Raw genomic sequence first — 17937 nt, 5'->3', positions numbered from 1 at the left:
GTACCGGTATCCGTTATGCTGAACAGGTACTATCGAGACAAGATGCTCCTGGAACAAGCCAACGACGGCTACAAACCACTGACGCCAGTACCCACGACAGCCTATAATGGCACCTTGATCAAAGGTGCCTTAACGCCGCATAGGACAGCTTACCGCATGGACTTTCATGACGCCCTCGCCGAAGACATTCGCAACTGTGCCGCTCGCCTGCTGGCCGAGGACGTTGGCCCAGTGGACATCACTGCCCAACTGATCCCCGAGTCTCAGGTAAGCCGCGCTCGTGTCATCAGCCGCGAACCCGCCATTCTGTGTGGCGTGGCCTGGGTTGATGAGTTGTTTCGTCGCCTCGACCCTCGCGTGGCCCTGACCTGGCATGCCGCCGATGGTGACCGCATTGAGCCAGACCAGCCGTTTCTCGAGCTTGAGGGGGCTGCACGTAGCCTACTGACCGGAGAGCGCGCGGCACTCAATCTGCTGCAGACGCTCTCCGCCACAGCGACGCGCACTCGTCACTTCGTTGACCAGCTGGAAGGCACCGGTGTGCAACTACTCGACACTCGCAAGACCCTGCCGGGCCTGAGAGTGGCTCAGAAGTATGCCGTGGCCTGTGGTGGTGGCACCAATCATCGTATTGGTCTGTACGATGCCTTCCTGATCAAGGAAAACCACATCACCGCCTGCGGGTCCATCGAAGCGGCAGTCAAGGAAGCGCGTAGCATCGCTCGAGATCTGACGGTGGAAGTTGAGGTAGAGAACTTCGATGAACTCGAACAGGCGCTGGCCGCTGAAGCGGACATGATCATGCTCGACAACTTCTCACTGGACGACATGCGTACCGCCGTCGAGCGCGTCGCTGGCCGTGTCAAGCTGGAGGCCTCGGGCAACGTTGATGAAAGCACGCTCAAGGCCATCGCCTCGACCGGTGTTCATTTCATCTCCAGCGGCGCCCTCACCAAAGACGTCAAGGCCATCGACCTTTCGATGCGAGTGATTGAGGTGCAGGAAGACAACAGGACATAAGCTACGGGCCAGGAGCCTCGGGCTACGAATCGTCCAACAGTTGGAGGTCGCTTCAGGTTCGGGGTTCAAGCTCAAGCGCAGCGTGCTCGAAGCTCGCCGCTACCGGGGCTACTTACCGCTTATAACTTACCGCTTACCGCTCGAGCGGCTCGTAGCTCAGTGTAAACCCTTGCTCATACTGTGCCGTGGAAGCCGCTCTCCGGCACGCTCGACCCACTCTTCGCCGTGGCTCTTCCAACCTCGGTGGGCCAGACTGTCGGCGAGGCACAGGCTGGCCTCGATGATAACTCGGCGCATGCCTGCATCACGCAATTGGCTCTCGGCCAGCTCCAGCAATTGCATGCCGATCCCTCTTCCACCCAACGATGGCCAGACGTAAAGGGTGACGATGTGGGCACGCGTCGCATCCAGTTCGAGAAACCCTACACAACGTCCATCACACTCGGCTACCAGGGTGGTATACAGTGCCTGGCGCGCCAGCCACGCACTGCCATCGCGGGGCAGTGCGCCAGCCCAGGCCTCGCGTTGCGCCAATGAATAATGTTGACTGGCACCCTGCATCACCGCGTGATGGAAGACTTCAGCCTGATCAGCAGCATCCCTGGCTCGGCCCTGACGATAGAGCAAACGTGACTGAGCCTTGCGCAACGGCGACAATAGTGAGTCTTGCTGTGAGTATGACATGGAGCTCTCTCGCGAAGGATGATCACGCTCGGTAAACGCGGCGAGCAGGATCCACCGACTGACACTCTCTCGTCAACAGCTGCATCCAACCTGCCTGCGATTCGCCCCAGCACAATCCAAACATCGTCATTTCACCGGCCATCATCATCCGGAACAGACACCCAAGGATCACGAGATAGCCCATGTCAGCAGCCCGTCATGACACGAGTTTCCCGATCACTCCGATTGGCACGATTGCCAGCGATTTCCCCGACAAGTTTGGCGTGCCGCGGCAGCCTGGGTTAATCACGGAAACCATTGCTCAACTACGGCTGATCGAACCTTACAATGACCCACTGGCAGTGCGTGGTCTGGAGGGTTTCAGCCACCTATGGCTGACCTTCATCTTTCATCTTAGCCCGCTGGATTGGAAACCGTTGGTACGCCCGCCCAGATTAGGTGGGAATGCTCGAATAGGAGTATTCGCCAGTCGCAGCACCCATCGCCCCAACCGTCTTGGCCTATCGCTGGTGGAGCTGATCAATATTTCAACCCACGACGGTGTAACGCTGACACTACGTGGCGCCGATCTGGTGCATGGCACTCCTGTGGTCGATATCAAACCCTACCTCCCCTGGGCGGAAGCTCGCCCCGAAGCACGCACCGGATTTGCGCCTCAGGCCCCTGAGCTGATCCAGGTCGCCTTTTCCAGTCAGGCGCTGAACAGCCTGGCGCTACGTGCGGATGGCGATAGCCTGCGCCGTCTGATCGAGGGCGTATTGGCCCAGGACCCAAGGCCTGCCTACCGCGGGCGGAGTAATGACTCCCGCTTGTACGGTGTCTACCTACGCGATATCAATGTCCGCTTCCGGGCACTCGATGCAGGACAGAATGTCGTACTGCAGGTCGAAGCCATAGAGCCTCGCTCCACGTGAGTAGCGTACACGAGAGCAATACCTTCGAACCGATGGCTGGAGCCTGGAGGCTGTCAGTGCCTAAGGCAATAGTGAAGCGGGAAAAGCAGAAGGCCTGCCACCACCTCGCGTTCAGGCAAGGTAAAGGCAGGCCAACGGCACAACGAATTCGGCGGGAAGAGTCAGGGGTGATCTGATCAACTCAGAGCATCCCGCTGGTGCAGGGGCGCACCAGGCATTTTCAATGCTTGCCCGCCTTCTGGCGGCTGCAAGTCATTGAAAATATGAACCAACCCATCACTTGTTGTCGGCTGGTATCACTGAATGATTCCACGGATGGAATTATTCAGTGGATCCCCGGCTACTTGAACTCCACACCGATACGGCGCCCTACTTCCTCGTAGGCTTCGATCACGCCACCGAGCCCCTGACGGAAACGGTCCTTATCAAGCTTCTCACGAGTCTCCGCGTCCCACAGGCGGCAACCGTCAGGTGAGAACTCGTCCCCCAGCACGATCTGACCATTGAACAGACCAAACTCCAGCTTGTAATCCACCAGCAGCAGACCACCGTCGGCAAACAGTCGCTTGAGCACGTCGTTTACGCGGTAGGTCAGCGCCTTCATTTCGGCAAGTTGCTCGGCAGTCGCCCAGCCAAAGGTGACCGCCAGCGACTCGTTGATCATCGGGTCGTGCAACTGATCATTCTTGAGAAACAGCTCGAAGGTGGGTGGCGTAAGCTCCTGACCTTCCTGCACACCGAGGCGCTTGACCAGGCCACCGGCGGCGACGTTACGTACCACGCACTCGACAGGAATCATATCGAGCTTCTTGACCAGACACTCGGTGTCGGACAGCAGCCCTTCGACATGGGTAGGAATTCCCGCTTCTTCCAGCTTGCCCATGATGAAGGCATTGAAGCGGTTATTGACCATGCCCTTGCGCGCCAGCGATTCCATGCGTTCGCCGTCAAAGGCGCTGGTGTCATCGCGGAAGTGCAATACCAGACGGTCGGGATCATCAGTGGCATAGACGGATTTTGCCTTGCCGGCATAGAGTTCTTGACGCTTTTCCATGGGAGCCTCCACAGGCGAAACGGATATCAATAGGTCAATGAATCACCTGCCAATCCAGGCCATCATCCTGGGCGGCCACGGTCAGGCGAGAATCGTCGCCGTCGAGCAGAGGCGTCAATGCCTCCAGTGCCAGCTCGGGGCGATTGTTTTGTTCGGAGAGATGCGAGCAGACGATGTGCTGTAACCGATCAAGGCCCAGGCGCGGCAACAACTCAGCCGCCTGAACATTGGCCAGATGCCCCCAATTACCGCCAACACGCCTCTTGAGGCTGGGCGGATAAGGGCCTTCTGCCAGCATTCTGCGATCATGATTGCACTCCAGCAGCAGCGCGTCGCAGCCACTGAAAGTCTGACACACATGCGCGCTGGCATAGCCGAGGTCGGTCAGCAGTCCCAACCGCCGCTGGCGGGCACCAATACAGAACTGCACAGGCTCGCGAGCATCATGAGGCACCGTGATCGGTTCAATCTCGATACCATTGATGGCGAAGGTTGCCTGAGGCGTGATCCAGTGACGCCGAGCCAAACGACCCAACTTTCCCGACAACCAGGTGCCAGGTGTCAGGTACACCGGAAGATCATAGCGTCGCGCCATGGCACCAACACCACGTACATGGTCACCATGCTCATGAGTCACCAGGATGGCACTCAACTGGCGCGCATGCAGTCCCAGCCGGGCCAGACGCTGTTCGGCTTCCTTCAGCGTAAAGCCACAGTCCACCAGCAGCCGAGTTTCGCCATCGCAGATCAGGGTTGCGTTACCCTTGCTGCCGCTACCTAGCGAAGCAAAACGCAACCCTGAGCCAGGTGTGATGTCTCGCGAGTTCATTCTTTTTCAGCGCCGTCAGAGCACACCTTTGCAGACATTACAGCAACAGGGCCGCGACTCGTTCGAGAAGCTCACGCTGATCATCAGCTGACAGCGGCTCATCGTCGAGGCTACGTACCGCGGCAACACTAGCCGACCCTTGTGGTGCCAGGCTCAACTCGATGCGACGCATTGACTCTCCCAGCTCAAAGGAAGTGATCGAGTCGATCAGGCCACGGGTACGATCACTCTCGGTGATGTAATCAAGCACAAAGCTTCTGCTCGCCGCATCAGTGGAAACCAACTCACGACGATCCTGCATCTCGAAATTGTTGGCCAACTGGTAGTTGATCTCGGCATAGGCTCGGTCGATATCGACCGGCACCACCATGACCCAGTTGTCACCCTGACGCCGATAGTCGACAGTTGCTGCTCCAGGCGCGGACTGCTGCGCTCCCGAAGCGATACTGGCCGAGGCACTGCGCGCCTCGAAATGGCGTTGTAGAGAGTTCAAGCACAGGCTATTGATCTGGCCGCCGGTGTCGCAGCGAATCTCACTGGTGCCGGCACGCAAACCAGAGCGCAACGTCAGATCAGCATCCGCTGTCTGGATCAGACCACGCGCAGAATCACTTTGGGTCACTGACAGGCCACGCTGGGAGACGAAACGCTCCAGTTCCGGCCAGACCACGGCAGGCTCAGCACCAACCACCAACCAGCTGTCGTCGTCGGTTTCACGCACGGCAACACCGCCCGCCTGGACCGCCGTAGTGGCCGAGAGACTCTGCGGCACGGGAGCCTCGAAGCCTTCTTCACGGGCGTAGAACTCACCAGATACCTGCGGCACCGGCATGATATCGCGATAGCCTCTGGCGTCACGGCTGTCAGGAAGTGTCAGCGGCGTGCTCAGGCGCGAGTCGACATATTCTTCGTTTCGATCATCAAAATGCCCTTCTCTGGCACACCCCGCCAGGGCCACAGCTGCCATCACCGCCAACGGCAATCCTTTCAGCGCAGAATTCATGCGTCCACCTTGGTTGATTGATTTGATCCACTTCATCAAGGCCCGGGAATCCCTATTCCTCGATCAGGCCTGCCAGCTGAAGCGCTTCGCTGATGGTGGAATGATACTTCTCGGACAGCCACGTCAACGGCAGACGAATACCGGTATCGATGATCCCCATACGATGCAGTGCCCACTTCACCGGAATAGGGTTCGCCTCGATGCCGAGGTTGGTGTGCAACGGCACCAGACGCGTATTGATCTGGTGAGCCTTCTCGTGCTCACCGGCCACGGCCGCAACGCACAACTCATGCATGGCCTTGGGTGCCACGTTGGCAGTCACCGAGATATTTCCATGACCGCCCATCAACATGAAGTCACAAGCTGTCGCATCGTCACCGGAATACAGCATGAAATCACTGCCCTTGAGGCGCGCGATCAGATCTTCAGCGCGCTCCAGATTGCCGGTGGCATCCTTGAGACCAATGATATTGTCGACTTCGGCAAGGCGCAGCACCGTCTCGTTGTAAATGTCCGAGCATGTACGACCGGGCACATTGTACAGGATCACCGGCAGGTCGCTCGCCTCGGCAATCGCCTTGAAATGCTGAAACAAGCCTTCCTGGGTCGGCTTGTTGTAATAGGGTGCAACAGTCAGGCAGTAGTCAGCACCGACTTCACGGGCATAACGGGTCAACTCGATAGCTTCGGTGGTGTTGTTCGAGCCAGTACCGGCAATCACCGGAATACGGCCATCGACCTCCTCCACTACGGTGCGAATCACATCGAAGTGCTCTGCGAAGGACATGGTGGTCGGTTCGCCGGTAGTGCCAGCCGCGACGATGGCATCAGTACCGTTATCGAGATGGAAGGCCACCAGTTTTCGCAGCACGTCCCAATCGATATCACCATTGGCCTTCATTGGTGTCGCCAGCGCGACGATACTTCCCGTGATCATCCTCGTTATTCCTCTCGATTGTCCTTGCAGATGCAGTGCGAGTGCCGCTCCACACGTAATGATTCATGGTCTGGGTGTCCAGCCTCATGCACGCATTGCCAAGGCCAGGCAACAAATGGTACTCAGGCTGTCATAGGCTGTACAGCCGAGAGGCCGCAAACATTCAACAAATACGTGCACGGAGCGTGCCAGCCCTGATTGACCAGCCTTTACATCACCACCGACCTTGCGTGTAATCGTGAACCGCGAGCGCGTAACCGCACACCCCAAAATATCCGCCAAGGAGTCGTCATGCCTACAGAAACCGGTGCCCCACCCGTTGTTGGCAGTCCCATCAAGGATTTTACCGCCACCGTGACGGGTGATCGACAGATCAGCCTGTCGGAGCTGCGTGGCAAGCAGGTAGTGATTTACTTCTACCCAAAGGCCAGTACGCCAGGCTGTACAACCGAGGGCGGAGATTTTCGCGACAACAAGGCCCACTTTGACGCAGCCAATACCGTGATTCTGGGTGTTTCCCGCGATGGGCTCAAGGCTCAACAGAACTTCAAGGACAAGCAGGGCTTCAATTTCGAGCTGGTCACCGACAAGGAAGAGGCCGTATGCCAGCTATTCGATGTCATCAAACTCAAGAAGCTCTATGGCAAGGAGCACCTGGGCATCGAACGCAGCACCTTCCTGATCGATAGCGCAGGGCACCTGGCTCAGGAATGGCGCAAGGTGAAGGTCAAGGGACATGTCGAGGAAGTCCTTGCAGCCGCCCAGGCGCTGCATCGCGGAGAGTAGCCCTGCCCCCTGACAGCATGATGCCCGATACAAGGCCGGGCATCATGCTGTCAGGGACCTTCTGGCAATTTCGCCATGCTGCGCTGCTTGATGCCACGTGGCCAGGCGTAGACCAGAGCCTTGAGCAGCGTCGCCAGCGGGATGGCGAAAAACACGCCCCAGAATCCCCATATCCCACCGAAGAACAGTACCGCGAGAATGATCGAGACGGGGTGCAGGTTAACTGCCTCGGAAAACAACACCGGGACCAGAACATTGCCATCGAGGGCCTGAAGCACGCCATAGGCCACCAATACATACAGGAACTGGTCACCGAGACCGAAGTGGAAGCCGGCAACAGCTGCCACAGGAAGCGTCGCCACTGCTGCACCGATATAGGGCACCAGCACGGAAAGGCCGACCACCACCGCCAGCAATGCCGAATACGGCAGCCCGAAGAACATGAAGGTAAAGAAGGACACCACGCCGACAATCACGATTTCGATAGCCTTGCCACGCACATAGTTGGCGATCTGGCCATCCATCTCCTTCCACACCCGAGTCATCAACTCACGCCGCGCCGGCAACAGTGACCCCAGAAAGCCGGTCAGACGCTCGCGGTCCTTGAGCAGGAAGAAGACCAGTATCGGCACCAGTACCAGATAGACAATCAAGCTCAACACATTGCCCAGCGATGCCAGCGACAGAGTAACGATACGCTGACTGAGCTGGGTGGCTTCCTGGCTGAGCACACCGATCCAGTGCTGGACCAGATCCGGAGTAATGAACTGCGGATACCTCGCCTGGAGTTCATCCAGCATTCGCTGCCCACTGGCAAACATGCGTGGAGCCTCCTGGACCAGACTGGCCATCTGGTTCCAGATCAAGGGCACAAGCACCAGCGCCAACGCCAACATCACGCTGATGAACGCCAGGTAGACAGTGAACACTGCCACCAGATGCGGCACTTTACGCCGGGTCATGGCATTCACCGCGCCCTGCAACAGAAAGGCAATCACCAGCGCCGTCAGGAAGGGCGCAAGCATCTTGCCCAGCCAGATCACCGTGGCAAATCCAACAACCAGCAGCACCAGCAGCAGCAGCGCTTCCTCATCGGACAGGTAGTGATCAATCCAGCGGCTTACAACCTTGCGCAGCGTCATGTATCCGTCGTCCCTGCCTTGCGCAACCAATAGTGATAAGTCTCACCGCGCTGTTCGCGGTTCTCGAGGATATGGTCGCTATGCTCTGCGAAAGTTGCAAAGTCTCGCCAGGAACCAGCATCGGTCGCCCTGACCTCGAGCAGCTGACCAGGGACCAGGCGCGCCAGCGCCTGCTTAGCCTTGAGCAGCGGGAGCGGACAGGGTAGCCCGCAGGCGTCTAGCACATCGTCCGGTTGCACTGCCATGATTTCTCCATCGAGAATGCTGTATCGAGTAAGAAGAAAGCGGATCGCCCGATCGACCTCCTGTGACGGGAAGGTCCTGATGCGATATTTCACACGTCCATTATATTTCAGAACCGCTGGGTATTTCAGAGCCGCTGAGTATTTCAGAAGAGTCGCTGGCGATGTTGCCATACCAGGTACGAACAAGCCCCCTCCTGGGTGTCACCTTGCCACCGCTTCCGGCATGATGCACTGAAAGCCCCTATGCTGGCGAGGCAACAGCGAGGATTTAAAGGCACTTTTGTGGTGGAATCAATGTCTCAGCGGATATATGGGAGCTCACCTGCTGCAAGGTGCCGCTGGAACTCTCTACGTGAGTCACACTGTCCATGAGGACTGCGATGCTTGAACGATCTCTGAAGCGCCCCACTGCCGGTAGCCTGGCGCTGGTTGTTCTGCTTGGCATGGTTCCGGCATCCCAGGGCCAGGCTCAGTACCGGTTGCAACCCGATCAGGCTCAACCTGAGCTGGATCAGTCGTACCTGAAGCAATCCTATCAGGACTCTCCCAGGACCTTCGAGTTACCGTCATTGATGTCGACCGGCAGCAACGCCATCAGTGGTGAGGAGACGCGCCTTGGACGCGCCTGGTTACGCCAGTTCCGCGCCCATGTCCCGGAATGGCGCGACCCCATTGCCCAGAGTTATGTCGAAGGCCTGGTCTCACGCCTGATTCCCTACAGTGACCTCGCTGGAATCAACACCGCAGTAGTGCTGGTCGCCAACGCCTCACTCAACGCCTTTGCCGTTCCGGGAGGAGTGATCGGTGTCAATGCGGGACTATTTGCATTTGGCCACGACGAGGCCGAAGTTGCATCCGTCATGGCACACGAATTAGGGCACCTTTCACAGCGCCATTATGCGCGCAGCCAACAACGAGCCGAGCAAACTCAGGTGCCGGCCATGGCGGCGATGCTGGCCGGCCTGGTATTGGCCGCCAGCGGTGCGGGTGATGCGGGAATCGCCGCCATGGCAGGCACTCAGGCTGCGATGATCCAGGACCAACTGCGCTACTCAAGACGCTATGAAGAAGAAGCCGATCGTGTTGGTCTACGGGCCATGGCCAACGCCGGTTATGACCCTCAAGCGATGATCGATATGTTCCGCTCGATGCAGCGCATGATGAGCCTGCAGGGCGACGCTCCTCCCGACTTCCTGCTCACCCACCCCATCACCGAACAGCGCATCAGTGATGCTCAGGATCGAGCCAACCAGATCGCCACCGGCACACTACGCGGCGATAGCCTGGAGTACCACCTTGTGCGTGCCCGCGCACTGAAGGCCATTCACTCGCGTGACGCAGGCCAGGCTCAGGCCATCATGCGTCAGGACAATGCTCCAGAGGACGCTCAGCGCTACCTCCAGGCACTGATCGACGCCCAGCGTGGAGATATCGATAGCGCCCTGGCAACCATCGATGACTTGAGCAATGCCCACCCCGACATCGCCATCCTCCCCGCCACAGCGGTGCAGTTGGCGCTCGACAATGGTCGAGTGGATGATGCCATTCTACGTGCTGACCGCCAGTTGCGCCTGATGCCGGGCTACGCCCCGACCTCGCTGTTACTCGGCGAAGCTCTACTGCAACGTGACCCAGATCGTGCCTGGAACCTTCTCTCCAATCTCGCTCGCCTACGTCCCGAAGATCCTGCGGTATTCTCGCTGCTGTCCGAAGCTGCTGGGCACAGTGGCCATGAAGCCTGGGGACACCTCGCACGTGCCGAGCAGATGCAGCTCAATGGCGATATTGATCGCGCAATTCGGCAGTTGGAAGTAGCTGAGCAGGTGGCAAGACGGACCAGCGACCTCAACGCCGAAATCCGCATTCGTGAAAGGCAGGAGGACTTTCGAGACTATCGCGAGACGATGGAGAAATTCCGATGAGCCTCACGGAGCACTTCAAACTACTGGCGTACTATAGCCAATGGATGAATCTCAGGATCCTTGATGCTGCAGCCCGCCTGCCCACCGAAGAGCTGAACATGGATCGCGGTGCCTATTTCCGCTCCATCATGGGCACCCTGAACCACCTGGTGGTGGGTGACACCATCTGGCTCAAGCGTTTTGCCTGCCATCCCCATAGCTCAGGACCTCTGACAGAAGTGCTGGCATTGCCCTCACCGGCCCGCCTGGACCAGAGACTGTTCGAGGACTTCGACGCATTGCATAGTCACCGAACCTGGTTGGACGAGAAAATTGTCAACTGGGCCGCACAACTCTCGGACAGCGACCTCGACGACACTCTTGAGTACCGCAACACCATGGGAGTACCGGCCACTCGGCAATACGGGAGCCTCGTCATGCACTTCTTCAACCACCAGACGCATCATCGTGGGCAACTCTCCACCCTGCTGTATCAGGCCGGTATCGATATCGGTGTCACCGACCTGCTGCCTCTGATTCCCGAAAGTCATTGATTGGAAACGGCTACGAGCTTGCCCCGGAACCAACACCGCCCGCAGAGTCTGCGGGCGGTGTTGATTCTGAGGGGGCAGTCAGGCCTGGAACTCAAGCATTCGGGTCAAGGGCTTGAGGGCCTGGTGACGCAACTCATCGCTGACGTGAATCTCGCCGCTTCCCTCGCGCAGCGCTCCCGCCAGATTATCGAGGGCATTCATCGCCATCCACGGGCAGTGTGCACAGCTGCGGCAAGTCGCTCCGTTACCGGCGGTCGGGGCCTCGAACAGAATCTTGTCGGGCACTGCCTGCTGCATCTTGAAGAAGATGCCGCGATCTGTGGCCACGATCAACTCGTGGTTGGGAAGCTCCTTCGCCGCCTTGATCAACTGGGAAGTGGAACCGGCCACATCAGCCAGCGATACCACCGACTCAGGTGACTCCGGATGTACCAGCACCGCCGCATCGGGATACACCGACTTGAGGTCTTCAACGCCCTTCGACTTGAACTCCTCATGGACGATACAGGCACCATCCCACAACAGCATGTCGGCACCGGTCTTCTTCTGGATGTAGCCACCCAGGTGCTTGTCCGGGGCCCACAGGATCTTCTCGCCTTTCGCCTGCAGGTGCTCGATCACTTCCACAGCGATGGAGGAAGTTACCACCCAATCTGCACGCGCCTTCACCGCCGCGGAGGTGTTGGCGTAGACCACCACCGTGCGATCCGGATGCGCATCGCAGAAAGCAGCGAACTCATCCGCCGGACAGCCGACATCCAGCGAGCATGTCGCTTCGAGGGTCGGCATCAGTACACGCTTTTCCGGGGACAGGATCTTGGCGGTTTCTCCCATGAAGCGCACGCCGGCGACCACCAGCGTAGAGGCTTCATGCCGGGCACCGAAACGCGCCATTTCCAACGAGTCAGCCACACAACCACCGGTTTCCTCAGCGAGTTGCTGGATGGCGTCGTCGGTGTAGTAGTGTGCAACCAGCACGGCATTCTGCTCGACGAGAAGACGCTTGATCTCATCAACGTGCGCCGCATCTTCGGCAGGAATACGCGTAGGGCAATAGGGGCGGGCGAGATGCTCTCTGATCTCGGCCCGAGATGTCATGATTGTCATCGTGTCTACCACTGTGACCAGCAGGGAATCCCCCTGCGAGAGGGCCAGTACCGCCTCAACGCTCCGTTGATCGGCACGCCAGTCCCGCCAGAGCGTCTTCCGCAGCGGCGGGCATCACCATTCTACCGCAATCCACCTTGCAGCGGCGAATTGAGCTAGCAGATGAACATAACAGGATAATGACGTCAGGCTGCGAGAGATTCAACCACCACTCAAGATGGACTGAGGAGAGTATCATGAAACTTCGCTTTCCCACTGCCGTTTGCCGCGAGCAAACACAGCCGACCCGCTCGTAGCTCGTAGCTCGTAGCTCGTAGCTCGTAGCTCGTAGCCAGCATACAGAAAAGGCCCCGTCCCGGAGGACGAGGCCTTGAATCTGGTGGGTCGTGTAGGATTCGAACCTACGACCAATTGGTTAAAAGCCAACTGCTCTACCAACTGAGCTAACGACCCAATCATGACACGACAGAGAGTCGCCAGCGCCATGTACAGGTTCGGATGGTGGGTCGTGTAGGATTCGAACCTACGACCAATTGGTTAAAAGCCAACTGCTCTACCAACTGAGCTAACGACCCTTACCGAACGGGTGCAGATAATACGGATTGACCCGGTACAGCGCAAGAACTTTTTCGAAAAACTTGTTCAAATACCGGGAATTCGAGCCGCTGGCGCTTACCGTCTAGCGCTTGTTACGAGTCTTCTTCATGGTTTGTACAGGACGACGCTTGTTCTTGTCGCGGCTCCAACGGTTCTTCTCATCCGGTGTCAGTTCAGGCACCTTGCGCGCTTCCATACCAGCGGTACCTGCCAGATCGTCGATCTCATCCTGGCTGAGTTCAACCCACTCTCCGGCACGAGCACGCTTGTCGAGGAAGATATTGCCGTACCGCACTCGCTTGAGTCGGCTGACTGTCAGCCCCTGAGACTCCCACAGGCGACGAACCTCGCGGTTCCGGCCTTCCATGATGACCACATGGAACCAGGTATTGATCCCCTCGCCACCGAACTCCTGGACGTCGCTGAAGCGAGCGGGACCATCCTCAAGCATCACACCATCCACCATCGCGACGATATGCTCACGCTTGACCTCACCCATCACACGGACCGCATATTCGCGCTCGACCTGAGTGGAGGGATGCATCAGACGGTTGGCCAATTCACCGTCAGTAGTGAACAGCAACAGACCACTGGTATTGATGTCCAGACGACCGATGGCAATCCAGCGCTCCCCCTTGAGGCGCGGCAACCGGTCGAATACGGTACGACGGCCTTCCGGATCCTTGCGGGTGCACAGTTCGCCTTCCGGCTTGTTGTACATGATCACCCGACGCGGCACTTCCTCGGCAGTACGCAAGGCCACCGGACGGTCATCGAAGGTTACCGAGTCACGCGCCTCGATACGGTCACCCAGTGTCGCGACCTTGCCATTGACCTTGACGCGGCCATCGGCGATGGCCGCTTCCATCTCGCGACGCGAACCCAAACCGGTACGGGCCAGAACCTTCTGCAGCTTCTCACTGGTATTACTCATTGGTCTTTCTCACTGTCATTGGGGGCTTCGCTCGGAGCAGCATCATCGTCGACGCGGCTGCGAGCCCTTTCGGAAAGGCGAACCTCGAGATCAGCAAAGCTCAATCCTTCCCGCTGCGACGCCATCCCGGCGTGGTCATCCTCGGCGCTCCTGGCCTCGGGGGTCTCATCATGATCACTTCGATTCGACTGTTCTGAATTCGGGTCTTCCATGTGCTGACCGTCATCCATCCGGCTTTCACCAGCGCGGCCGTCATCACTCGAACTTGGACCATCGCCAGTAGGTGAGCCAACCAGATCGATATCCGGAACCTCGGGCAATTCTCCGAGCTCATCGTCCAGGCTGCGCGATTTGCCCTCGGTGTGTTCAGCCGCTTCTGTTTCCTGATGCGGCTCACCGTCCTCGTCGGCCTGTTCCAGCAACGGTGATGGAGGCGGCGGCATATCTTCCTCCAGTTCGAACGTCTCGAACTGTTTGAGTTCATGCATGGGCGGCAATTCGTCCAGTGTCTTGAGCCCGAAATCATCGAGGAAGCTGCGCGTCGTCGCATAGACCGCGGGGCGCCCGGGCACATCGCGATGCCCCACTACCCGCACCCAGCCACGATCCAGCAAGGTGCGCATGATCGAACCGCTGACGGCGACACCACGCACGTCCTCGATATCACCACGCGTGACCGGCTGGCGATAGGCGATCAACGCCAGGGTTTCCAGCAGCGCTCTCGAGTAGCGCTGCGGCCGCTCATCCCACAGGCGAGAAACCCAGTTGGCCAACCGCGGGCGAATGCGTAGCTGGTAGCCTGATGCGGTCTCGATCAGCTCCATGGCACCACGCACATGCCGCTCAGCCAGGCGTTCGATAGCTTCACGCATGGCCTTGCGCGGAGGACGCTCATGGTCGTCGAACAGGACCTCCAGGCGATCCAGACCCAATGGTTCACCGGCCGCCAACAGCGCAGCTTCCAGGATGTCATCCAAAGCATCCGGTGCTTCCATCACGCTCATCCGCGTTCGTCTCCCTCAGACTGACGATCCTCGTCCAGTGCCGCTTCGCTCGAGTCGCCTTCGGCCCAGCCGCTATCTCCGCTGGCCAGCTCCCTGGTCGTCTCGTTCTCCAGCTCGCTGTCGAACTGTGTCATCGACGGGTCGTCATCGAAGGCACTTTCGCCCTCCAACTCGAACACCTCATCCTCCGGGCCTTGTGTATCCTCGGCCAGCCTGGCGCGGACATGAATCGGCGACAATGGCTCGTTCTGCACAATCTCGATCATCGCCTCCTTGGCCAATTCCAGAATAGCCATGAAGGTTACGATGACACCGGCGCGACCTTCCTCGAAGGTGAACAACGCTTCGAAAGGCGTGTAACGCTCATGATGCAACAGCTCCATGATCGCCAGCATACGCTCGCGGGTCGACAGCACCTCACCCTCGATATGGTGGGCGCGATTGAGCTCAGCACGATGCAGGATACCTGCCAGAGCACCCAGCAGCTCTTCAAGCTCCACGTCGGGGTGGATAACTCGCGACTCCAGCGGCGGCAGACCGGCCCGCGCCGGAAACCAATCGCGACCAATACGTGGCAGGTCCGCCAGCGCTTCGGCAGCAATCTTGAGCTGCTCGTACTCCTGCAGGCGACGAATCAACTCAGCACGTGGATCCTCTTCCTCGCCATCCTCGTCGCTGCGGGGCGGGCGCGGCAGCAAGGTTCGCGACTTGATCTCGGCGAGCATCGCTGCCATCAGCAGATATTCCCCAGCCAGTTCGATCTCCATTGCCTTCATCAGCTCGACATACTCGATGTACTGATGGGTAATGGCGGCCACATTGATGGTGAGAATGTCCAGGTTCTGGCGACGAATCAGATACAACAACAGGTCGAGAGGTCCTTCGAAGGCCTCGAGAAAGACCCGCAATGCCTCGGGGGGAATGTACAGGTCCTCGGGCAGCTCGGTGATCGGCTCATCGAAAATCCGCCCCAGCACCTGCGATTGCGCATCGGTATTGGCATCGCTGGCCTGCTCAGTGGAGACATCCACTGTGGCATCCGACACATCAGTACCCTGCTCCGCCGTCGAAGCAACCGCATCTTCAGTGGACTCATGCCCTACGGGCTGGTCAGTCGTCGGCGAATCGCTCACGCAGTCGCGCTCTCCCTGATGCATGAATGGCCAGTGCATAGGTGGCCAGCGGGCTGAAATCAATCGGGCAGTTTACCAACCCCTTGTGCCGCTGACCATGTGCATCCCCACGGCACATCGAGTCTCACACTCCGAGTCAGCCCGCGCTGTCCGCCTTGCGATAACGTCCCGCGTAGTCGAACAGCTTCTCGCGGATCTGCCAGTGGCGTCCGACGCGCCGGCCAACGACAAAATCAGGGGCACGCAGACGCCATTGCTCATCGCAGACCTGCTGTGCAGTGGTTGGAGACCAACTGACGCCAGGTGCCCGCACATGATGACGCAGAAACGCCGCGGCAAAGGCACGCCGCTGGGCCGCAGTCTCCAGCGCAAACCACTCGCTCAACGTCGTGCCATCCTCATCATGATAGGTAACCTTCAAGCGAGGCAGGCCTCGACCATTGACGCCGGCCTCAAGTTGCATCCCGGAAACGCGCAACACCCGGGCATCCTTGAGCTTCAGCGCATCACGCAGCTTGTCATCGGCATCCACCAGCAACACCTGACAACCATGGCAACGGCGCGCCGCGATATCATTCTCGGCACCACACTCGCCACAGGTCTTGAAGCGGAAACGAAAGCTGCACTGCTGTCGCGCCACGCCAGGCGCACCGACTGCCTCGTGCTGATCATTCGCTCCCCATGCATCAACCAGCCCCTGGCAACGGCGCCCATAGTGCTCGATGATCACCTCACCATCGCGCTTGCCCCAGAACAGGTTGGCATGGCCGCAGGCAGGACACTCGACCTGTACCGGTTCACTGTCCGAGTTCGGGCGTGGAGAGCCTACCTCCGGGGCATACAGGTCCCAGGGGTTGCCGGCATAGTCGAGAATCAGGCAATCCTGCTTGCCTTCCGCCAGACGCAGCCCACGGCCAACGATCTGTTGATAGAGGCCTACTGACTCGGTGGGCCGCAGAATCGCGATCAGATCGACATGCGGTGCATCAAAACCGGTCGTCAGCACCGAGACATTGACCAGATACTTGATATGGCGCGCCTTGAACGCCTCGATCAAGCGTGTTCGCTCCTCGCTGACAGTGTCACCGGTAACCAATGCCGCTTGCTCGGCAGGCAGGTAGCCGAGAACCTCCTCGGCATGGGCAACAGTGGCAGCGAAGATCATTACTCCACAGCGCTCACGAGCCCGCTCGATCACTTCAGCGATTATGCCGGGCGTCGCGCGACTTCCGGCAACGACTCGGTTGAGTTCCTCTTCCCGGAACAAGCCGCTGCTGCCGGGAGCTACCAACGAGAAATCATAGCGCTCTACAGCAGCATCCACCTTGAGCGGCTGGGCGAGATAGCCCTGTCGCACCATCAGGCGTAATGGTTGCTCGAACACGCAGGCAGCGAAGAAGCAATTCTCGTCACCGCGCACCATGCCGTGATAATGCTGCTGATAGATGAAGCCCTGCCCCAGGCGGTAAGGCGTGGCGGTCAGTCCCAGCACCTTGAGGTGTGGATTGTGCTGACGTAGGTGCTCGATCACACGCCGATAGCTGGAGTCCTCTTCCAGTGACACTCGATGACATTCATCGATCACCAGCAGCGTGAAAGGCCCGTGCGCAGACTCGGTATCACTGACAGTGCCCAGATGACGAACCACCGACTGCACCGAACCGAACACCACCTGGCGCGAACTCTCCCTGCGACCCAGGCCGGCACTGAAGATATCAGCCTCGAGACCATAGGCGAGATACTTGGCATGGTTCTGCTCGACCAACTCACGCACATGCGCCAGCACCAGCACCCGCCCCCGAGCCAGGCGCGCCAGCTCGGCAATCACCAATGACTTGCCGCTACCGGTGGGCAACACCACCACCGCCGGCGCATCACTGCCGCGGAAGTACTCCACAACTCGTGCCACCGCCTCACGCTGATACGGACGCAGACTCGGCGGCGACACATGAGCAGTCGCCACCGGAGGGTGATCAGCGGTGGAAAGCATCTTGTTCAAATAGCCTCAACAATTCACAGGACTTGCCTGGATTTTCCTGATAACAAGAGGTTGTCCAACAACCGGCGTGTGATCCTCAGACAAGGAAAAACAG

At 58.8% G+C, this 17937-nt stretch carries 17 protein-coding genes and 2 tRNA genes; 5 read left to right on the top strand and 14 right to left on the bottom strand.

The window, feature by feature from the left end:
- The first annotated feature begins 156 nt into the window (after window positions 1-156).
- Entirely contained in the window at window positions 157-1020 is an 864-nt protein-coding gene (gene nadC, locus AR456_RS03735; RefSeq protein ID WP_031208430.1) for a carboxylating nicotinate-nucleotide diphosphorylase, read from the top strand.
- A gap of 156 nt (window positions 1021-1176) precedes the next feature.
- On the opposite strand, the gene AR456_RS03730 is transcribed toward nadC, so the two are convergent.
- Window positions 1177-1704, bottom strand: a complete 528-nt coding sequence (locus AR456_RS03730) for a GNAT family N-acetyltransferase (RefSeq protein WP_021820011.1) — start codon at window positions 1702-1704, stop codon at window positions 1177-1179.
- A gap of 182 nt (window positions 1705-1886) precedes the next feature.
- Here AR456_RS03730 and tsaA point away from each other — a divergent pair, with 182 nt between their 5' ends.
- Window positions 1887-2618, top strand: a complete 732-nt coding sequence (gene tsaA, locus AR456_RS03725) for a tRNA (N6-threonylcarbamoyladenosine(37)-N6)-methyltransferase TrmO (RefSeq protein ID WP_021820009.1) — start codon at window positions 1887-1889, stop codon at window positions 2616-2618.
- A 340-nt stretch (window positions 2619-2958) separates the two neighbouring features.
- Here tsaA and purC read toward each other — a convergent pair whose 3' ends face one another.
- The 4 genes from purC to dapA are packed head-to-tail and all read right to left on the bottom strand — an operon-like array spanning window position 2959 to window position 6441.
- Window positions 2959-3672 (bottom strand): phosphoribosylaminoimidazolesuccinocarboxamide synthase, encoded by a 714-nt coding sequence (gene purC, locus AR456_RS03720; RefSeq protein WP_021820008.1) that lies wholly within the window; start codon window positions 3670-3672, stop codon window positions 2959-2961.
- Window positions 3673-3706: 34 nt separating this feature from the next.
- Window positions 3707-4501, bottom strand: coding sequence for an MBL fold metallo-hydrolase (locus AR456_RS03715; protein WP_021820007.1), 795 nt, complete (start codon window positions 4499-4501; stop codon window positions 3707-3709).
- Between the two features lie 37 nt (window positions 4502-4538).
- Window positions 4539-5504 carry a hypothetical protein gene (locus AR456_RS03710; protein ID WP_031208429.1) on the bottom strand — a complete coding sequence of 322 codons (966 nt, stop codon included), beginning with the start codon at window positions 5502-5504 and terminating at the stop codon, window positions 4539-4541.
- Between the two features lie 52 nt (window positions 5505-5556).
- Window positions 5557-6441 (bottom strand): 4-hydroxy-tetrahydrodipicolinate synthase, encoded by an 885-nt coding sequence (dapA, locus tag AR456_RS03705; protein WP_021820005.1) that lies wholly within the window; start codon window positions 6439-6441, stop codon window positions 5557-5559.
- A gap of 291 nt (window positions 6442-6732) precedes the next feature.
- Between dapA and AR456_RS03700 the strand changes: the two genes are divergently transcribed.
- Entirely contained in the window at window positions 6733-7227 is a 495-nt protein-coding gene (locus AR456_RS03700) for a peroxiredoxin (RefSeq protein ID WP_021820004.1), read from the top strand.
- A gap of 50 nt (window positions 7228-7277) precedes the next feature.
- Here the strand turns inward: AR456_RS03700 and AR456_RS03695 are convergent, their stop codons facing one another.
- Window positions 7278-8369: an AI-2E family transporter gene (locus AR456_RS03695; RefSeq protein ID WP_021820003.1), complete on the bottom strand. Its 1092-nt coding sequence runs from the start codon at window positions 8367-8369 to the stop codon at window positions 7278-7280.
- Window positions 8366-8614 carry a sulfurtransferase TusA family protein gene (locus AR456_RS03690; protein WP_031208427.1) on the bottom strand — a complete coding sequence of 83 codons (249 nt, stop codon included), beginning with the start codon at window positions 8612-8614 and terminating at the stop codon, window positions 8366-8368. Before AR456_RS03690 ends, AR456_RS03695 begins: the two co-directional genes overlap by 4 nt.
- Before the next feature lie 380 nt (window positions 8615-8994).
- Here AR456_RS03690 and AR456_RS03685 point away from each other — a divergent pair, with 380 nt between their 5' ends.
- Window positions 8995-10536 (top strand): M48 family metalloprotease, encoded by a 1542-nt coding sequence (locus AR456_RS03685; protein WP_021820001.1) that lies wholly within the window; start codon window positions 8995-8997, stop codon window positions 10534-10536.
- Window positions 10533-11069, top strand: coding sequence for a DinB family protein (locus AR456_RS03680; RefSeq protein WP_021820000.1), 537 nt, complete (start codon window positions 10533-10535; stop codon window positions 11067-11069). The genes AR456_RS03685 and AR456_RS03680 overlap by 4 nt, the downstream gene beginning before the upstream one ends.
- A 78-nt stretch (window positions 11070-11147) precedes the next feature.
- Here the strand turns inward: AR456_RS03680 and nadA are convergent, their stop codons facing one another.
- The 7 genes from nadA to AR456_RS03645 all read right to left on the bottom strand — a co-directional run bounded on the left by nadA (window position 11148) and on the right by AR456_RS03645 (window position 17834).
- Window positions 11148-12176 carry a quinolinate synthase NadA gene (gene nadA, locus AR456_RS03675; protein WP_035588756.1) on the bottom strand — a complete coding sequence of 343 codons (1029 nt, stop codon included), beginning with the start codon at window positions 12174-12176 and terminating at the stop codon, window positions 11148-11150.
- 377 nt (window positions 12177-12553) lie between these two features.
- A tRNA-Lys gene (locus AR456_RS03670) sits at window positions 12554-12629 on the bottom strand.
- A 46-nt stretch (window positions 12630-12675) separates the two neighbouring features.
- Window positions 12676-12751: transfer RNA gene (locus tag AR456_RS03665), tRNA-Lys, on the bottom strand.
- Window positions 12752-12855: 104 nt separating this feature from the next.
- Window positions 12856-13707, bottom strand: coding sequence for a 23S rRNA pseudouridine(2605) synthase RluB (gene rluB / locus AR456_RS03660; RefSeq protein ID WP_021819998.1), 852 nt, complete (start codon window positions 13705-13707; stop codon window positions 12856-12858).
- Window positions 13704-14711: an SMC-Scp complex subunit ScpB gene (gene scpB / locus AR456_RS03655; protein WP_021819997.1), complete on the bottom strand. Its 1008-nt coding sequence runs from the start codon at window positions 14709-14711 to the stop codon at window positions 13704-13706. Before scpB ends, rluB begins: the two co-directional genes overlap by 4 nt.
- Entirely contained in the window at window positions 14708-15742 is a 1035-nt protein-coding gene (locus AR456_RS03650) for a segregation and condensation protein A (protein ID WP_236995567.1), read from the bottom strand. The genes scpB and AR456_RS03650 overlap by 4 nt, the downstream gene beginning before the upstream one ends.
- A gap of 238 nt (window positions 15743-15980) precedes the next feature.
- The gene (locus AR456_RS03645) at window positions 15981-17834 is read right to left on the bottom strand and encodes a DNA repair helicase RadD (protein WP_051995786.1); all 1854 of its coding nucleotides are present in this window, start codon (window positions 17832-17834) and stop codon (window positions 15981-15983) included.
- Window positions 17835-17937: the final 103 nt, after the last annotated feature.

This window comes from Halomonas huangheensis, from assembly GCF_001431725.1.
GTDB classification, from domain to species: Bacteria; Pseudomonadota; Gammaproteobacteria; order Pseudomonadales; family Halomonadaceae; genus Halomonas; species Halomonas huangheensis.
This window is presented reverse-complemented; position numbering and strand designations above follow the sequence as displayed.